The 19,678-nt window shown below is 34.6% G+C and carries 17 protein-coding genes; 6 read left to right on the forward strand and 11 right to left on the reverse strand.

Annotated elements, in window-relative coordinates; translation table 11 throughout:
* Positions 1-32 precede the first annotated feature (32 nt).
* A complete protein-coding gene (locus M666_RS19020; protein WP_025614283.1) occupies positions 33-470 on the reverse strand; it encodes an Hsp20/alpha crystallin family protein in 438 nt (145 codons plus the stop codon).
* A gap of 246 nt (positions 471-716) precedes the next feature.
* Between M666_RS19020 and M666_RS19025 the strand changes: the two genes are divergently transcribed.
* On the forward strand, positions 717-1,085 hold the full coding sequence (locus M666_RS19025) for a DUF1456 family protein (RefSeq protein ID WP_024479660.1): 369 nt from the start codon (positions 717-719) through the stop codon (positions 1,083-1,085).
* A 42-nt stretch (positions 1,086-1,127) separates the two neighbouring features.
* Here the strand turns inward: M666_RS19025 and M666_RS19030 are convergent, their stop codons facing one another.
* Both M666_RS19030 and sucC read right to left on the reverse strand, forming a co-directional pair.
* A complete protein-coding gene (locus M666_RS19030) occupies positions 1,128-1,463 on the reverse strand; it encodes a serine hydrolase family protein (protein ID WP_024479659.1) in 336 nt (111 codons plus the stop codon).
* Positions 1,464-1,874: 411 nt separating this feature from the next.
* Positions 1,875-3,065 (reverse strand): ADP-forming succinate--CoA ligase subunit beta, encoded by a 1,191-nt coding sequence (gene sucC, locus M666_RS19035; protein ID WP_029445590.1) that lies wholly within the window; start codon positions 3,063-3,065, stop codon positions 1,875-1,877.
* 321 nt (positions 3,066-3,386) lie between these two features.
* Between sucC and lysA the strand changes: the two genes are divergently transcribed.
* Together lysA and M666_RS19045 are read left to right on the forward strand one after the other, a co-directional pair.
* Complete coding sequence (lysA, locus tag M666_RS19040) at positions 3,387-4,625, forward strand: diaminopimelate decarboxylase (protein ID WP_025614280.1); 1,239 nt, start codon at positions 3,387-3,389, stop codon at positions 4,623-4,625.
* Between the two features lie 137 nt (positions 4,626-4,762).
* Positions 4,763-5,278 (forward strand): thioredoxin family protein, encoded by a 516-nt coding sequence (locus tag M666_RS19045; protein ID WP_024479656.1) that lies wholly within the window; start codon positions 4,763-4,765, stop codon positions 5,276-5,278.
* A 3-nt stretch (positions 5,279-5,281) separates the two neighbouring features.
* Here M666_RS19045 and M666_RS19050 read toward each other — a convergent pair whose 3' ends face one another.
* Positions 5,282-6,097 (reverse strand): sulfurtransferase, encoded by an 816-nt coding sequence (locus M666_RS19050; RefSeq protein ID WP_029445589.1) that lies wholly within the window; start codon positions 6,095-6,097, stop codon positions 5,282-5,284.
* A gap of 78 nt (positions 6,098-6,175) precedes the next feature.
* Positions 6,176-7,648 (reverse strand): IMP dehydrogenase, encoded by a 1,473-nt coding sequence (gene guaB, locus M666_RS19055; protein ID WP_024479654.1) that lies wholly within the window; start codon positions 7,646-7,648, stop codon positions 6,176-6,178.
* A gap of 314 nt (positions 7,649-7,962) precedes the next feature.
* Here guaB and M666_RS19060 point away from each other — a divergent pair, with 314 nt between their 5' ends.
* The 3 genes from M666_RS19060 (at position 7,963) to M666_RS19070 (ending at position 11,750) form a co-directional block, all read left to right on the forward strand.
* Positions 7,963-9,168 carry an imelysin family protein gene (locus M666_RS19060; RefSeq protein WP_029445588.1) on the forward strand — a complete coding sequence of 402 codons (1,206 nt, stop codon included), beginning with the start codon at positions 7,963-7,965 and terminating at the stop codon, positions 9,166-9,168.
* 92 nt (positions 9,169-9,260) lie between these two features.
* Positions 9,261-10,661 (forward strand): di-heme oxidoreductase family protein, encoded by a 1,401-nt coding sequence (locus M666_RS19065; RefSeq protein WP_029445587.1) that lies wholly within the window; start codon positions 9,261-9,263, stop codon positions 10,659-10,661.
* 3 nt (positions 10,662-10,664) lie between these two features.
* Positions 10,665-11,750 carry an imelysin family protein gene (locus M666_RS19070; RefSeq protein ID WP_029445586.1) on the forward strand — a complete coding sequence of 362 codons (1,086 nt, stop codon included), beginning with the start codon at positions 10,665-10,667 and terminating at the stop codon, positions 11,748-11,750.
* Here M666_RS19070 and M666_RS19075 read toward each other — a convergent pair.
* The 6 genes from M666_RS19075 to M666_RS19100 form a co-directional block, all read right to left on the reverse strand.
* Positions 11,747-14,191, reverse strand: a complete 2,445-nt coding sequence (locus tag M666_RS19075) for a TonB-dependent receptor domain-containing protein (protein ID WP_029445585.1) — start codon at positions 14,189-14,191, stop codon at positions 11,747-11,749. The genes M666_RS19070 and M666_RS19075 overlap by 4 nt on opposite strands.
* Positions 14,172-15,524, reverse strand: a complete 1,353-nt coding sequence (locus M666_RS19080) for an HTTM domain-containing protein (RefSeq protein WP_029445584.1) — start codon at positions 15,522-15,524, stop codon at positions 14,172-14,174. Before M666_RS19080 ends, M666_RS19075 begins: the two co-directional genes overlap by 20 nt.
* Complete coding sequence (locus M666_RS19085; RefSeq protein WP_029445583.1) at positions 15,524-16,654, reverse strand: imelysin family protein; 1,131 nt, start codon at positions 16,652-16,654, stop codon at positions 15,524-15,526. Before M666_RS19085 ends, M666_RS19080 begins: the two co-directional genes overlap by 1 nt.
* A gap of 73 nt (positions 16,655-16,727) precedes the next feature.
* Positions 16,728-17,954, reverse strand: a complete 1,227-nt coding sequence (locus M666_RS19090; protein WP_025614272.1) for a DUF4856 domain-containing protein — start codon at positions 17,952-17,954, stop codon at positions 16,728-16,730.
* Between the two features lie 130 nt (positions 17,955-18,084).
* Entirely contained in the window at positions 18,085-18,951 is an 867-nt protein-coding gene (locus M666_RS19095) for a hydroxymethylglutaryl-CoA lyase (protein ID WP_029445582.1), read from the reverse strand.
* Positions 18,952-18,982: 31 nt separating this feature from the next.
* Positions 18,983-19,609, reverse strand: a complete 627-nt coding sequence (locus M666_RS19100) for a LysE family translocator (RefSeq protein WP_029445581.1) — start codon at positions 19,607-19,609, stop codon at positions 18,983-18,985.
* Positions 19,610-19,678: the final 69 nt, after the last annotated feature.

Genomic DNA, 19,678 nt, shown 5'->3' on the forward strand with positions numbered 1-19,678 from the left:
GAACCTCTCGGTTAACACAATTTCATACTACATTACGCCAATTCTATTAATCTCTTTGGCTTTGGTAATGCTTCTTCCTTTTTAGGAAGATTAAAACTTAAAATTCCGTTTTCATAACTTGCATTAATAGCTTCCTTATTTACCGATTCTGGTAAGGTGAAGGCTCTTTTAAATGATGAAAAAGAATACTCTTTTCTAGTATATTTTACTTTTTCCACTTCCTTGTCCTCAGCAACTTCTTTTTTAGACTCAAATGAAACACTTAATAAATCATTATCGATTTCGATTTTGAAGTCCTCTTTTTTTCTCCCTGGAGCAACCAATTCTAATACAAAAGAAGCATCATCCTCTTTTATATTCACCGCAGGAACTTTACTATTTAATACTTCGGCGCCACCAAACCAATCTGGTTTAAACAATTCATTCATTAATGCCGGAATAGATACTACATTTTTATTTACTGTACTCATAACTATATTTTTTTAATTAGAAATATTTGTTCTTTGGTATTCAATAGACAAAATACATACCAAGGCATAAATAGCGTCATTTTGTCATCAAATAGCTGTTTGACAATGACAAAATGACGCTGTTTAAGGTTGTTAGACTAAAAACATGGCAGCATGCTTCATTAATACAGAGCTGATCATAGGAAACAAATAGAAAAAATCAAGAACTTTAGTATAAAATAGTACCTTGCAGCAAAATTAGATTATATGACTAATAATGATATTCTTAAGAAGCTAAGAGTAGCACTAATGTTGAGGGATGATGAAATTGTAGACATTTTAAAACTTGTAGATTTTAAGATCTCTAAAGCAGAGCTTGGTGCATTTTTCAGAAAGGAAGACCATCCAAACTACATGGAATGTGGTGATCAAATACTGCGTAACTTTTTAAACGCCCTAGTAATTCACTTTAGAGGAACCAAAGAGAATCCTAAAAATCCAAAAGCTGAATTAGCCGCGATTAAAAAAGGCCCACAGGCAAAAAAAGGATACGATCCTGACTTTAAAGCAAAACAAGAGAAGAAAGTAGATAAAAACGTTATCCACGGAAATTATAAAAACAAAAAAAAATCCTGAGTTAACTCAGGATTTTTTTGTGATCAACATAAATAAAAATACTTACTCCGTAATTCTTACTGGAACAGTATAGGTTCTTCCTTCACGGTAATCTTCTAGACTTACTTTTTGGTAATTCAATTTTGATTTTACAAACTGCTCTACTATTTCACTATTTGTTGTTACAGATAGTACCACAATTTCTCTGTCCTCATTTAAAGTAAAAAGAACATTAGCTGTTAAGTCGTCTTCAACGATTAAAGAACTATTGCTTAATAATGTAGCAATTTGAGTTGATAATTTTTTTGTAGGCTCATCAGATTTCTTTTTGTCATTTGCTAGAACTGATCCTGATAATAATAACAATGTACTTACGAATACTAAACTTAATTTTCTCATGATAATTTGTTTTAAGATTGATAACTGATTAATTGATGATATTAGAAAGACGCCTCACAAACTATTATGTTACACTCGAATTTCATTTTAACACATCCTTAACTTCATGATGCGTTTTCTAATCTCACGTCAAAATTAAAACTTATAAGCTTCAAAAAATAAGCCTAAAGCCAGACTTAACGCATCGTTAAAGCATTTAACACTAGGTTAAAATTGCAGAAAAAAAAGAAAGGTTATTCTTACTTATTGAAAAATTAATAATACGCATTTTAACCTACAGTATTCTTAAAACATCTCTTGACATCCTTACACTATTTTCAAGTATTACCCGCTTTTATTGAAAACAAAAAAATGGGCAATGTTAAGATAACATTGCCCATTTTGAAAATATATTTTTTGAGTACTTTTAAATTAACTCAATACCGCCTTAACTTTATCTGCAGCTTCTTGGAATTGTACAGCAGACTGTACATCTAAACCAGAATTATCGATCAATTCTTTTGCCAAGTCAGCATTTGTTCCTTGTAAACGAACAATGATTGGCACGTTTATAGTTCCCATGTTTTTGTAAGCATCAATAACACCTTGAGCCACACGATCACAACGAACGATACCACCAAAAATATTAATCAATATCGCTTTAACTGCAGGATCTTTTAAGATAATCTTGAAAGCAGCCTCAACACGCGCCGCATCAGCAGTACCACCAACATCTAAGAAGTTAGCTGGCTCACCACCTGCTTGCTTAATTAAATCCATAGTTGCCATTGCTAAACCAGCACCGTTAACCATACATCCAACATTCCCTTCAAGATCTACATAATTTAAACCTAAAGCACCCGCTTCAACTTCAATAGCATTCTCTTCACGAAGGTCACGCATTTCTGCATATTGCTTTCTTCTGTATAATGCGTTATCATCTATAGATACTTTAGCATCTACAGCCATAATTTTATCATCCGAAGTTTTTAAAACTGGGTTGATTTCAAACATACTTGAATCACTCTCAACATATGCTTTATATAAAGACGCTACGAACTTTGTCATTTCTTTAAAAGCAGTACCAGACAAACCTAAGTTAAAGGCAATCTTACGTGCTTGAAAAGGTAATAGACCTGTTGCAGGATCAATTTCTTCTGTAAAAATTAAATGTGGCGTACTTTCGGCCACCTCTTCGATATCCATACCACCTTCTGTAGAATACATAATCATATTTCTACCAGTACCACGGTTTAATAACACAGACATGTAAAACTCATTCGTTTCACTAGCTCCTGGGTAATAAACATCTTCAGCAACCAATACTTGATGAACTTTTTTACCTTCAGCAGAAGTCTGAGGCGTAATCAAATTCATTCCAATGATTTGTCCTGCAATTTCTTCAACTTCTTTTAAGTTTTTAGCCAATTTAACACCACCACCTTTTCCGCGGCCACCAGCGTGAACTTGTGCTTTTATAACGTGCCATCCAGTTCCTGTTTCTGCTGTTAATTGCTTTGCAGCATCTACAGCTTCTTTTGCATTGTGAGCTACAATTCCTCTTTGGATACGTACCCCAAAACTTGCTAAAATTTCTTTTCCTTGATATTCGTGAAGATTCATAAGTAAATCGTGTCTTTATTTAATGATGACAAAAATAGCAAACCATTGCTAATTACCCTAATGAAATTAGAAAGCTATCTCTTAAATTTTAAAATAGGCACAAAAAATAGCCTATTTCTTGTTCTATTCATCAAAAAGATTCTAACATTACAGTTATTCGCAAGCTCAAAATCTCATTAAAACCTAGAAATACTAGCAGCACGACCCCCAAACGGGTTTTATTTGTTTTAAATGAAACAATTTGTTGTATTTTGGTTTTTTGATGTTTTATTTTGTTCAAAACCAAGAAGAAGTATAGATTTGCTTCAAAATTATATTGCAATGACGAATCACGATTTATTGAACATAGCAAAAACCTACGGAGATCCGGTTTATGTGTATGATTCTGAAAAAATAATAACCCAATTCAACAGGCTTACTAACGCCTTTAGTGGAGTTAAAAAATTAAAATTAAATTACGCTGCTAAAGCACTATCCAATATTACCATATTAAAACTAATGAACAGTCTTGGCAGTGGCTTAGACACTGTTTCTATTCAAGAAGTACAATTAGGTCTTCTTGCTGGTTTTAAACCTGAAAACATCATATTTACCCCTAATGGAGTTTCTTTAGAAGAAATTGAAGAAGCTGCTAAATTAGGTGTACGTATTAATATTGACAACCTATCTATATTAGAACAATTTGGAAGTAAGTTTCCTAAAGTTCCAGTTTGTATCCGTATTAATCCTCATGTTATGGCTGGAGGAAACTCTAACATTTCTGTAGGTCATATTGATTCTAAATTTGGAATTAGCATTCATCAAATACCTCATTTATTACGTATCGTAGAACTTACTCAAATGCATATCAATGGTATTCATATGCATACAGGAAGTGACATTTTAGATATTGATGTATTTCTTTATGCTTCTGAAATATTGTTTGAAACTGCTAAAAACTTCAAGGAATTAGACTTTATTGATTTCGGAAGTGGTTTTAAAGTACCTTATAAAGAAGGAGATATTGAAACAAACATAGAAGAATTAGGAAGTAAATTAACTGAAAAGTTCAATGCTTTCTGTAAAGAATACGGAAAAGAATTAACCTTAGCTTTTGAACCAGGTAAATTTCTAGTAAGCGAAGCGGGCCAATTTCTTGCAAAAGTAAATGTTGTTAAACAAACAACATCTACGGTTTTTGCTAGTATTGATTCGGGTTTCAATCACCTAATACGTCCAATGCTTTATGGATCCTACCATCAAATAGAAAATATCTCAAACCCAGAAGGTAGAGAACGTTACTATTCTGTTGTAGGCTACATTTGCGAAACAGATACGTTTGCTAGCAACCGAAGAATTACTGAAATATCTGAAGGTGATATCCTTACTTTCAAAAATGCCGGTGCTTATTGCTTTACCATGGCGAGTAATTATAATAGCAGATTTAGACCTGCCGAAGTGTTATGGCACAAAGGAGAAGCTGTATTAATTAGAGAGCGCGAAACATTAGATGACATTATAAAAAATCAAGTAGATGTAAAAAACCTTTTTTCAAAAAAAGAAAAGGCTACCGTTAAATAAAACCTTACAGTACTAGACACTATAAAAAATCCTGCCCTGCAGGATTTTTTTATGTTTTATAGATCCTGAAAATAAAATAGTAATTAAAACGTTATTTTTGAATAGGTTTAGAGACTAAACAATCAAAATAGTACAAAATGAAATCATTCTTTTACTCCGTTTTTATAATTAGTATGCTTAATGTGTTTACCACAAATGCTCAAGAGGTTACCTGGCTAACTTGGGAAGAAGCTGCCAAACTAGCCGAAACAGATAAAAATCCGAAGAAAATATTTATCGATGTATATACGGATTGGTGTGGCTGGTGCAAAAAAATGGATAAGGACACTTTTCAGGATGCTACCGTAGCAGCCTATATGGAAAAGAATTTCTATATGGTAAAACTAGATGGTGAAGGCAAAGAACCTATTGAATTTAAAGGAAAAACTTTTAAATTTGTTCCCTCTGGAAGAAATGGATACCACGAATTTGCGGCTGCATTAATGCAAGGAAAACTAAGCTATCCTACCACAATATTTTTAGATGAAAAGATGAATATGCTCTCTCCTGTTCCTGGATATCAAAAGCCTGATGCTTTTTTACAAATAGCGAAGTATTTTGGAGACAATATTCACAAGGAAAAAGACTGGAAAACGTATACCGAAGGAAAATAAAATTTACAATACTTTTTGCGCCCACTCTGTCCATGAGCCATCATAGACAGATTTTTTATTTTGAATTCCCACTAGTTCACTCGCAAACAATAATATGCATGCGGTCACTCCCGAACCACAACTAAATATTACCGGTTTGCTTTCATTGTTTAGCCTATTAAAAACTACAGCTAATGCTCCCTTAGATTTGAATTTACTACCTCGCAACACTTCAGTGTAGGGGATATTTATGGATTTAGGTATGCTCCCACTCCTTAAACCTTTTCTAGGTTCCGCTGCTGTTCCGTTAAACCTACCTTGCGATCGCGCATCAATAAGTATGGCCATTTCTGACGTCGTATTTTCAAAAACAGCACTAAAACTAACAACCGCTTCACTATTAAAAGACGCTGTAAAGTTTCCTATAACATACGTTTCTTTCCTATTTTCTTCTAAAGGTAAATTATGAAGAATCCATTCTGGTAAACCTCCGTCTAAAACGGCAATATTAGGATGTCCCATTGCCTTAAATAGCCACCAAACTCTAGGGCTCCAATAAATCCCTAAAGCATCGTATACTACCAATACACTATTCTGATTAATTCCTAGTTTTTGACACTCTTCCTGAAATTGCTCTGGACTTGGCACCATATTAGGATAAAGACTTTCCTTTTCCGAAAAATTAGTTTTTAAATTAAAAATTCGCGCACCTTTAATGCTATTACTACTATTTTCTGAAACTGCTCCTGATATTAGATCTGAAGCCCTCGCGTCTAAAATTATCAAATTAGAATCATCTAAATGATCTTTCAACCAAGCTACTGTTACTAATGAATCCATATCAAATACTTACAATTAAGAACAAAAAAAAGAGGTAACTAAGTTACCTCTTTTTATATATAAGCTGTAGGTTATAAATTACCTACTGTAATTTGGTGATTCTTTGGTAATGGTTACATCATGTGGGTGACTTTCATTGATACCACTAGCGGTAATTTTTACAAAACGACCGTTATCTTGAAGTGCCGCAATATCTTTTGCGCCACAATAGCCCATTCCTGCTTTTAAACCTCCGATAAATTGGTGAATACTTTCAAATAAATCACCTTTATAAGGCACGCGCCCTACAATACCTTCTGGCACTAATTTTTTAATATCATCTTCTACATCTTGGAAATAACGGTCCTTTGAGCCTTGTTTCATTGCTTCAACAGATCCCATTCCTCGGTATGATTTGAATTTTCTTCCTTCGTAAATAATAGTTTCTCCAGGAGACTCTTTAGTTCCCGCCAATAGCGATCCTAACATTACCGTATCTGCCCCTGCTGCAATTGCTTTTGGAATATCACCTGTATACCGAATACCACCATCGGCAATTACTGGAACACCACTACCTTTAATAGCCGCAGCCACTTCTAATACTGCAGAAAATTGAGGAAAACCAACCCCCGCAACAACACGTGTTGTACAGATAGATCCTGGACCAATACCTACTTTAACAGCATCTGCACCAGCATCTACTAAATATTTAGCAGCAGCTCCCGTAGCTATATTACCAACGATAACCTCTAAATCTGGGAATCTTGCTTTTACCTGCTTTAATACTTCAACTACTCCTTTGGTATGACCATGAGCAGTATCAATTACTACAGCATCTACACCTGCGTTTACCAATGCTTCTGCCCTATCTACAGCATCTGCAGTAACTCCTAAAGCAGCAGCTACTCGTAAACGACCATACTGATCTTTATTCGCAATAGGCTTCTGCGTAAGCTTGGTAATATCTCTAAAAGTTATTAGACCCACTAATTTATAGTCTTTATCTACAACTGGAAGTTTTTCAATTTTGTTTTCCTGTAAGATATCCTCCGCCTGCTCTAATGAAGTACCTTCTGCTACGGTAACCAAATTTTTAGTTGTCATAACTTCAGAAATAGGACGATCATTATTTTTTTCAAAACGCAAATCACGGTTGGTAACTATACCAATTAATTTACCTTCCCCATCTACAATCGGGATACCGCCAATACCGTATTCTTTCATGTTTGCTTTCGCATCACGTACAAAAGAATTTAAAGGCAAAGTAACAGGATCGATAATCATACCGCTTTCTGCTCTTTTCACTTTACGAACCTTCATGGCTTGCTGTTCGATAGTCATGTTCTTGTGCAAAACACCAATACCACCTTCTTGAGCCATAGCAATTGCCATTTTAGACTCCGTAACCGTGTCCATAGCCGCTGAAACGATAGGAACATTGATGGTAATGTTTCGGGTAAATTTTGTTTGAATATTTACTTCTCTTGGAAGTACTTCAGAATAAGCTGGGACTAAGAGTACGTCATCGTAAGTAAGACCTTCTCCAACTATTTTATCAAGATGTGCTTGCATGGCAATTAAAGATTAATTGCGTGCAAATATACGATTAATATTAATTAAAGGCGCAAACGGATTATAATCTTTACAATAGGCATTGTTTTTATAAGAAAATTAACAAACCACCTAGCAAACAAATTCACGAATCAGATCGACATGTAAACAACAATACATCATATGCCTTAAATAAATTTATAAAAGACTAACCTCACCCCATTATAACAAGTAGTTTAAATAATTTAACAATGTTATTTAAATTTAATCTAAATAAACTTAGGATATAATTATTCCTTGTAATATTTTTGGGATTTAATTAACGAAAAGATTCCATGAAAAAATTTTTAGTATTACTTCCCATCTCTTTCTTCGTATTTGCATGCTCAAATGACGATGACAACAATGCATCTAGCAACGATGCTATTACGGCTGCTTCTGTCGTTGAAAATTACGCGAACTTAGTGTACGAATCATATTCAGACAGCTATGATTCTGCTGTATTAATGCAGACCGCTATTACCACATTTACAGAAACACCTACAGAAGATAATTTTACCGCAGCCAAAGATGCATGGTTAAGTGCTAGAGAATATTATGGGCAAACAGAAGCCTATAGAGAAACTAACGGACCTATTGATACTGAAGGAGAATCTTGGTCTATTGGTAATGAAGGACAAATGAATGCATGGCCAATTGATGAAAGTTATATTGATTATGTTTTAACTGGAACAGAATCTTACGCTGGTGATTACAATAGTATTATTGGCGATGAAACGTATACCATTACAGAAGAAGCTTTGGCAGGCTCAAATGAAGGCGTTGATGATAAATCTATGAGTACTGGATGGCATGCTATTGAGTTTTTACTTTGGGGCCAAGATAATACTGCCCCTGCAGAAAATTTGCCAGGACAACGTTCTTATACAGATTATACTACCGCGGAAAATGCTGATCGCAGAGCTCAATATTTAACTGTTGTCACAAACCTCTTAGTAAACGACTTAAATGATTTAGTTAGCACTTGGAGTGAAGGTGGCACCTATAGAACTGTATTTGAAGCTTTAGATACTGAAACAGCCTTACAACAAGCTATTAACGGTGCATTTTTTATTGCTGGAGATGAATTAAGCTCCGAGCGTATGATTGCGCCTGTTGATTCTACAGATGGCATTGATGCGTCAGGCCAAGAAGACGAGCATTCTTGTTTTTCTGATAATACACAACGCGATGTTTACGCAAATGCACAGGGTGTACTAAATGTAATTTATGGCTCTTACGGCACTATAAACGGCGCTTCATTTATTGATTTAGTAAAACAAACTGATCCAGCGCAAGCAGCTACACTTGAAGCTGCCGCAAGTCTGGTGGCTACGAGAGCCGCTCTTATAGGTGATAATGCACAACCATTTGATTACTTAATCACTCAAGAAACATCAGATAATACAGATGGACCTGTAATGCAATGTGTTGTAGCTTTATTTGATTTAGCTAATGAAATTAGTGCTTCGGCATCGGTATTGGGAATAAATCTTAACTAAATATAATTTAGGATTTTTCTAAGGTATTAAAAAGTCCCGGAATTTTTATTTCGGGACTTTTACCATCCTATTATTTACTAAAAACCATCAATTTGAAAAAACATATTGCATCTATTCTCCTTATAACCTTGAGCTTTTTCTCCTGTACTACAGAAGATGATAACTATATAACCTTTGAGGACTTATATGAAGAGGGAGAAGAATTTTTAACTGGTGAATTAGGTGTCAATAGCACCAGCGCCAATGCGTTTGGATTTGAAGTAGACGGCCTCTCTTTTACGGAAATTGGAGCCTTTTCTACGGGAAATTCATTATTCAATCAAAACTGGGTATCTGCACCCGCATCAACAACAGCCAGAGACGGATTAGGACCAACATTTAATGCGCGTTCCTGTGCCGGGTGCCACTTTAAAGATGGAAGAGGAAGCCCATTAGTTAATGGAGAAGATTCTAGTGGTTTTTTAATGCGAATAAGCCTTCCTGGTCAAGATTTATTTGGAAATGCGAATCCTGTAGCGGGTTACAACACGCAAATTCAAGATAGAGCTAATAACGGCGTGGACTATGAAGCTAAGGTGAATGTCACTTATGAAATATTAAATGGAGCATATCCTGATGGAAATACTTATGAGTTGCAAAAACCAATATATTCATTTTCTGATGAGAAATTTGGTAGCCTGGAGGGCATACTAACCTCCCCACGAGTAGCACAACAAACCATAGGACTTGGTTTTGTAAATGCCTTACCCGACGATCAAATATTACAATTTGTAGATGAATCTGATGCTGATGGGGATGGAATTTCAGGAAAAGCAAATTATGTTTGGAACGTCGAAGAAAACACAACCACACTTGGCAAATATGGATGGAAAGCTAATGCCCCAAGCTTGAAACAACAAATAGCTGGTGCTTTTCATGGAGATATGGGTCTTACCAGCTCCCTATTCACCGAGCAAGAATGTCCTTCTCCACAACAAGATTGCGCTGATGCTGTAAATGGAGGCGAACCCGAAATAACAGATTCGCAATTAGAAAAAGTAGTATTCTACCAAGCAACTTTAGCAGTGCCCAATAGAAGAAACTACGAGGATTTATCGGTCTTAAAAGGAAAAGCAAATTTTACAGAAATAAACTGTATTAATTGTCACCGCATCAATCAAACTACTGGAATTTCTGAAATAACCGCTGTTTTAAATAATATTACCATAAAACCGTATTCTGACTTTCTACTGCATGATATGGGAGCGGATTTAGCAGATAATAGACCAGATTTTTTAGCTACTGGTAGGGAATGGCGCACGCAACCCCTATGGGGTATTGGTTTAATTTCTACTGTAAATAACCATACCTTTTTTTTACATGACGGTCGTGCGAGAACTATTGAAGAAGCTATTCTGTGGCATGGTGGCGAAGCAGAAGCCAGTAAAAATGCTTTCAAACAATTATCGCAAGAAGAAAGACAACAAGTTATAGATTTTGTAAACTCACTTTAATTCATGAAAAAAATAATCTTAAGCCTTACAACTCTTATTATTACATTGAACTTAGGTTGTGATAATGATGATACTACTAGCGCATCTGATTTTGACGTTAACCTTATGTTTAGCGATTTAACACACAACAATATAATACCAACAATTGCTAATTTCGTAACCGAAGCCAATGCCTTACAAACAGCAGCTAGTAATTACACTAGCACTACGACCATAGCTAATTTAGAGATTTTAAGACAGCAATGGAAGCTTACTGCTCTTGTTTACGAGAAAACGTACACCTACAATATTGGTAGCGCTAAAGATCAGTTTGTACATAACTCTATTTACAACTGGCCTACCGTACCAAGATCTGTGGAATATTTTATAACAGAAAATAATACTATTGACGAGGCATTAATGTTAACCATAAGTCCGCAAGTAAAATCTTTAGCCGCCTTAGAATATTTATTATTTGCAGACGATTTAGCAAGCACCAACGCTGCTTTTTTAGCTTCGGAAAAACGTAGAGATTATTTAAGATTATCAAGCATCTATGTAACTTCTCGCGCAAATTTATTATTTAGTATTTGGGATAGTAGCGGAGAAAATTATGCGAGCACATTTCTTGCAAATAGTGGTAGTGGTATTTCTAGCTCTTTAAACTTATATTATAATGGCCTTTACAATACTATTGATGTTACCAAAACCACTAAAGTTGGAAAACCTGCTGGCTTAGAAAAATCAGACGTAGTAAACCCTGAACTAGCACAAGCATTTTACAGCAATACCTCTTTAGCCATTATTGAAGCGAATATAAAAACTGTGGAATTGGCCTACTTTGGATCTACCAACACTTTAGGGCTAGATGACTATGTGCAATCTATCAGTAAAAATGCCAATTTAAATACTACCATTCAAGCTAAATTTACCGAAATATACGCCGCAATTGATGCTATTCCTGTTCCGTTAGACGAGGCCGCAACTAGCAACCACACCGACGTTGAAATCCTACATACAAAATTGAATGAACTGCAGATTTTATTTGCCGTAGATGTACAAAGTATTTTATCTATAATTATTACTACAACAGATACTGATGGGGACTAAAATTTAAATTGCAAGGTTGTATAAAATGTTCTTGGCTGAGCTGGTAAAATACCAGGCCCCGGATATCCTGTAGCTCTACGGGTAAAATAGCTATTATCTAAAAGGTTGTTTACCCCTGTCTCTAATTTGAAATATTTATAAGAATACGACAACGAAAAATCTAAAATATCGTATGCCGGTATCTCCCCTATGATACCACTTTGACTATCAAAATCTCTTGGAGAATTGGTGGCGTCTGTAAATTGACTTCCTAAATAGGTATACTGCAAACTGCCTAACAGGTCTTTATACCCAAAACTTAACCCTGTTTTTAGATTAACATCTGGTATAAACTCTACTTTATTCCCTTCTATATTATTTTCCTGAGATGAAATATATTCACTATCGGTTAGCGCCAAGTTTACAAATAAGTTAAGCTTTCCGTTATCATTATCTGATATTGTTTTCCAAAGATTAAAATCTAAGAAACTTTCAAAACCATAGGTTATGGCGTCTCCAATATTTCCTCTAAACTGTTCTTGCTGTATATCACTAACGGCTCTTAAAACAACCCCTAATCGATTGTCATAACGCAATAAAAAGGCGCCTACATCATAAGACAAAACATTAGAGACTCTACCTCTTGCTCCTAAATCAAACGTATAACCACTTTCATCAGAAATATCAGGATCTATAACTAAAGACGGATTGTTAATACGGATATCATTGAACGTAACCGATCTATAATTTTGGCTAAAATTACCATATAATTCTACGGTTTTAAATGGTTTGTAACTAACACCCACTCCTAGTAACACAAACTGACGCGAAAAATCTCTATTATCTGGCACCTCAATATTTAAAATTGGGTTACCGGCATTATCCAAGTTTATTTGCTTGTATGCCCCCTGACTCTCTGTTTTTATATATTCAAAACGAGCACCTGGCGTAATGGATAAATTATCCTTTATATTAAAAATATTTTCAGCAAAGAGCGCTAAATTTAAGTTTGGAAATTCAAAATCGCTCTGTCTGGAGTAATCTGGATATTCTGTATCTGCAAAACCAAAATCTGCATCTGCTCCATTTGTTCCGGGGCCTTGGCGTTCGGAGTTTTTAGACTGATAATATTTAGAACCCACCAAAAACACGTGGTCTCCATCCAGTAAATTGTAGCGAGTTAAGACTCTTGCTTCCGCTCCCCAGTTATTAAAATTACCAACGATAAGCTCTCTTGGCGCCGTTAAATCATCTTCCTGAGAAACTCTATTTTCTCTGAAACCTACCGATTTTCTAAAAGCATCTAAGGCAAATAAGTTAAGGCTGAAATCTGTTTTATTTGAAAAGGAATGATCCAACCTCACGGAATATAATTTCCAATCTACATTAAACCAATTTCTTGTTCTATTGCTAAAAGATGGATCATCTTCAAATTGTTGATCTGTAAGCCCTCCTGGTTGATGCGCTAAATAATTTAAATAACTAAACTCAAAGGTCAGTTTAGTTTTATCTGAAAAATCATGATTTACATGCAAATAACCATTATAGGAATCAAATTCTGAATTTGGACGAAAGCCATCTCCTGTTTTAAAATTATAAAAAGCATAATATTGCGTTTTACCCACCGTGCCTCCAAGACTATTAAAGCTGGTGAATAAATTATTAGAGCCCAATGTTTGTCTAGAAATCCACTCTATTTCTTTATCTGGATTAGGTTGCTTCATCTTAAAATTAATAAGACCTCCAAATTGAGTACCGTATTGTAAAGATGCCGCTCCTCTAATCACTTCTATTTTATCTAAGCCTTCTGCTGGTGGAGTATAGTAACTCTCAGGATAGCCAAGAACATCTGCAGAAATATCATATCCATTTTGTCTGGTATTAAAACTTGCCGTTCTGTTTGGATCTAAGCCTCTACCACCAATATTAAGCTGTAAACCCGCATCATTATTTTCATAAATATTTAATCCAGCCACTTGCGCATATAATTGTCTAGCGGTACCGCTGGCTAGATTTGCTGTTAGATTATCTATAAGTACTACCTCACTTTTTTTGCCTTCATAAATGGCAGTACCTTCTACTGCTTTTAATTTATTTAAAGCAAAAATCTTTTCTTTTCTAGCTACCAAAACTACTTCTGATAATTGCTCTCCAAGTGTTTCTAAGGCGATGGACAAAGACGTATTATCCACAACTTCAATGGTTTGTTCTGATATGCTGTATTCAAATGAAAAAACAACAATTTTATAGAATCCTGGCTTCACATCACTAAATAGGAAAGTTCCATCAGATGCACTAACAACTTTCTTTGACAACTCATAGATGTATACTTCTGCATCTACTACAGGTGCATTAGTTTCTGCGCTAGTTATTGTTCCTGAAATGGTAAATTGCGCCTGCGCTGCAGCTGTAAATACTAAAAAAATTACCCCTACAATTATTTTAAAGTCCTTTAATATCATCATTAAAATTAAGTATCCAATTTTTTGGCGCAAAAGAATCTTTTTCCTTTGCTAAATCAACTTTTGGGTCTACATAAGGCTGACTCAATCTTCCGTTTATAGCCACGTAACTCTCTACATATACTTCTATATTCTTAGCTCCATTCTCTGAAAAATGATCGGCTAAATAATGCGCATATTGCAAAATAAAATCAGGCTGCGTACTCATTTGCTTTTCCTGAAACGAGGTTAAAAAATCATTGTTATCAATTAAGAATGATTTACCACTAGCACTATCAACAACTTTGAATTGAGCATAGCCTGCCTTTTCCATCAACATAACTCGCCAAGAAAAACGATACCCTTCCTCTGTCCAGAAAAGCTCATTTTGATAAAGCAAGTAACGCCACGGCAAAAGTAATTGTATTAAAAGAAATAGGCCTATTATTAGTAGTGGAATTTTACGAGGAAAACGTTGCCCCACGACCGAATTATTTAACGGTTTTAATTTCATTAGCTTCGAAGATTTATGGATTAATTTCTCATGAAAATCACTATCAAAAAAAATTAAAGCACTAACGATCATCACAAAAGGAAATACACCTATAGGAAATAAGATTCTTGTGAGCACATGAAAAACTACCACCATAAAGAAACCAAACCAACGGGTGGGTTTGTATAGCAATAGAAAAGGAATCATCAAATCATAAAGGGCTCCTCCCCAACTAAACGCATAGTGTACCCATTCTTTTTGCAATAAACTCCCTAAAATCGGAAGATCATAATTAGAAGGTAACCATATTTTAAGCGGCATAGCCTCTAACAGCCAATCACTATTTAATTTAGCCAAACCCGCATAAAAATACACGATAAACAACATCACCTTAATACAATCTACATTCCATTTTGGAATATATTCTTGGTTTAAGGAGTTATCAAGATAAGCATCTAAAGAAAATCTTCTATTGGCAGGTAAAAATAATAATAGAAAACTAAGGCAGCTCACAAAATAATAATGGTTAAGATATGTGGTCTTATCCATCAATTCAATATACGTAAAGCATAAAAAAAAGACAATAATACTATACCTATACTTATACCCTATTATGATAAGAAACGAACTTATCAGACAAACTATAAATAAGGCATACGTATATACACCTAAAGGCTTTATCCATTCAAAACCATAATAAGAAAAGAAAAACTTCGGTTGAATATACAATTTATCTACCCAACCGTAACTCAGAAACCGGAGGGTACTGAAAAACATCATTATTCCAAAAAAAACACGAAAGACCGCTAAATTAGCGGTCTTAGTTTCTTTACTGAAATAGGTATTAAAATACGTTTCCATTAATCTCCGTCTGCATCGACAAAATCGACATTAATACTTAAGGCTTGAAGCATATCAACTTTAAGTAATATTACATTACGTTGTAATTCATCATAAGTCTCTGTCATTTTAGAATTATCAGTTGTCACTTGAAGTGCTAAATCGTTCCCTAACTCTGCCGCTTTGGTTTTAGAAATATCAAACTGATTATTAATAAGTGTACTTAAATCATCTCCGTTCTTAATAGTATTTAAAAAATCTAAATATGATTTTAAGCTTTCTCCTTCTGAAGCTGATGTAAAGCTTTTTCCATTAAAAAAGTTCTGAGATGCTGTAATTGCAGCTAACAACAATTCTTTACCAATTTCTTTACTATATAACGCTTCCACTTTTTCTGGTAGTGGATCTACAGAAAATACACCTGCGGGAATTCCTATCTTACCTGCTCTTAACGATTTTTCGTAGTAGAAAAGAAAATCATTGACCAACTTATCTACTGAACCTGTTGCGGATGAACTTGTACCCGCCACAAAAGTACTTCTATAACTACCTTCCCAGTCATTCAAAACGGTATTAGACAATTCTAAAACAGTATTTGTAAGTTCATTTAAATAACCGTTATACCCAGTAGCAGTAGATTCTGAATTATAAAAAGCCACTATCTCCGCATCAGTACCTGCCAAACCGTTAATCAAATAATCAATTGCAGGAAAACCTTGTATAGCTATATTGGAAGGCAATGAAAAATTGTACGTATTATTGCTTACATTTTCTTCAATACTTGTTACATCCGTTGGATATACATTTAGACGATTTCTAAAGTTTAACTCCTCTGCTTTTCCTATCTCAAACATAGAAACACTTTGAAAAGATACATAAGCATCTTTCCATGCACTACGCAGATTTTGAAGATTTGCTTCAGACGGCGTTTCCGTAAATACAGAAGAAGCCTGTACCATTACAGCAACATCTGCATTAAAAGCGGTATATGCCGGAATAATAATATTATCGGCCCAATTTATAAGCATTGCACTGCGGTTGAAATTATCATCAGTCTCTTCCGAAGTACCCCCTCCATCATCACTTGTTGAACAAGCAAAAACAATTAAACTCAAAAGGATAATAAACCCCCAAACTTTTGTTCTTTTCATACTAACTTTTTTCAACAACCAAGCCTTATTGTATTAAATAAGGCTTGGTAATTTATATATTTTTCAATAAAATTTATTCAACACTTGCAGCCTGTGCCACAGTAAAATCAAACTCTGCAGCAATAGCTTCTGAAATACTTTCTATGGTATCTGCTTCCAAATCCCAAAGACCATTCTCACCATCTCCAGTTAACTGCGAAAGTAATCCATCTACTTCTTCCTTACTAAAGTAAGCATCATTTGTTCCTGGCTTTCTTGTAAATCTAAGGCTATAAATAAATCCATAAGCTTCAGATAATGCATGGAAAGATCCAGTAACTTCCCCATTTTCAATTTTAATTTTTGCCTGTTGTAGGTAATAAATTCCTCTAACTGCAATTACTTTAGAAATATTCTCACGAATTATTTCTGCTTGCTCATCACGTACATCGTAATCTTTAGCTACAATAGCCGCTCTTCCTAATTTGAAAGCTTCAAAAATATCTGCTGCAATGGTAGAGAAATCTGTATCATCATTAACACGACCTGTATACTCATTTAAGAACTTATCATCCTCACCAATCGTTAAATTAGGATTTTCCGGGTTTTCAGAAGTACCATAAATGTAGCCATACGCTTCATCCCACTTATGCTCCATAGACGTATACGATTTTCCTTCTTCTACAACATCATTATCGTTATTAACTCTATTGCTTTCTGCATCTAAAACAGCGGTACTTAAATAATTATTTAAAATTTGATCTACCATCAAAGCTCCTAATAATGATTTTGCGAACATCTGATTGTATTCCAATCCTTGAGCATTAACATATCTTGTAGAAGTACCATCTGCTATTTGACCTGCAACACCTGCAGCTGCAAGAACATTTTCATTAGGAAATACTTCATTGATTTGCCCTTCAATATATCCTGCAAATTCTCCTTTAATAATAGCAGCTTCGGTAGTATTTGCAGCAAAGAAGTCTGAAGAAGCAGCCACTTTACTCTCAATACTTTTATCTGAGCTATTTAAATCATCATCTGAAAAATCAACAGCACCTTCAACGTGAGCAAACATAGCTTTTATTGAAGCTTCCGTTGCAGTCTCAAAGGCCTTAAAGGCATCCGTAGTTTCTCCCGCCATTAAAATCCTTGTTGTTTGTCCACCAAAACTTACGGTAGAAACACCATCTCTTTCAAAAGTATATAAGGTAGGGGTTACAATAGCTGATCCATTATCTCCAGAATCATTGTCATCATCTTTGTTACAAGAAACGAATAACATAGTTGCACAAAGTGGTAATAAAAGCAATTTTTTCATAGTCAATGTTTATTAAGATTTATTATAAATAAACTTTCGGCTGCAAATCTAACATCAAAAAAGAAGTCACGCAAAATTATTTGTATTAAATCTAAATAAATATACTATTTGTTGTAAATGTAGAAGAAATTTAATGGTATTTAGAAAATAATTCGGTGGCTTTATTGTAAGCCGCTTCAAAAACCATCCAATTTACATTACTATCAGCTTTAGCCGATGTAAAATAGGAAAGCATCTTTTCTGTAGGCATATTACCCGTTAACTCATCTTTAGCCATCGGACAACCACCGAACCCTTGTATGGCCCCATCAAATCTACGGCAACCTGCATTGTAAGCTGCATCAATCTTTTCATGCCACTTAGTAGGTGTGGTATGCAAATGTGCTCCAAATTCTATATGCGGATATTTTGGAATCAAATTAGAAAATAAATAGGTAATTTGGTCTGGAGTAGAGGTACCCACAGTATCTGAGAGTGATAGAATCTTAACTCCCATTTCTGATAATTTCTCTGTCCACTCCCCCACAATCTCAACATTCCATGGATCCCCGTAAGGGTTTCCAAAACCCATAGAAATATAGGTTACCACTTCTTTATTAGCGTTATTAGCCACTTCAAGAATCTTTTGTAAAATTGCAACCGATTCTTCAATTGTTTTATGCGTGTTCCGCATTTGAAAATTTTCTGAAATCGAAAAAGGGTATCCTAAATAATCTATGCATGCTTCTTTTGCAGCGTCCTCTGCCCCTCTAACGTTGGCAACAATAGACAACAATTTACTTTTAGTTTTAGACAAATCTAATAAGGATAACATCTCTGAAGTATCGATCATTTGAGGAATCGCTTTAGGAGACACAAAACTACCCACATCAATCGTATCAAAACCACAGCCTAACAAAGATTGAATATACTTCACCTTTTCTTCTGTAGGAATAAAAGTCTTTATTCCCTGCATTGCGTCACGAGGACATTCAATTATTTTTACTTTGTTAGTCATAAACCAATTGTAATCTATTTCAAAATTACTACTAATTATTTGAAAATAACAGATAGACACCGATACCTATAAAAACAATAATTTGCATCCACTTTAAAATAAAGCCTATTTTTTTATTCGCTTTCAGATATTTAGATACCATTCCTGATAAAATGGCAATAAGTACAAAAACGCAGAAAGAGATTAGTATAAAAATAAAGCCTAAAATATAAAACTGAAGTACGGGACTCATTTCTTTGCTAAATAAAAAACCAGGAAAAAATGCTAAGAAGAAAATAGTGACTTTTGGATTCAAAACATTCATTATAAATCCTTGTTTAAAAAGTTCAAAAGCACTCTTTTTTGGAATAGTAGCTACATTTAATGTAATCTCACTTGCGCTTTTAAATACGTTAAAAGCTAAATAAAATAAATACAAAGCTCCAAATACCTTAATGCCTATTAGAATAAGGTGGTTTTCTTTGATTAATGCCGAAACCCCAAAAGCTAATAAACTGGTATGAATTATACAGCCACTTACCAACCCAAAAGCAGTTGCTATGCCATCTTTTTTACCATTGATAACACTTTGCATGAGGACATATATAATATCTGGCCCTGGCGTAATAGCAAGAGCAGCAGTAGTAATTACAAAGGTGTATATAAGCTCGTAATTCAAGGGAGAAAAGTATTGTTATGCTAAATATAACTAGAAAAATGAAACTAATAAATAGGATTATTATATCTT

Source organism: Cellulophaga baltica 18, assembly GCF_000468615.2.
Taxonomy (GTDB): Bacteria; Bacteroidota; Bacteroidia; order Flavobacteriales; family Flavobacteriaceae; genus Cellulophaga; species Cellulophaga baltica.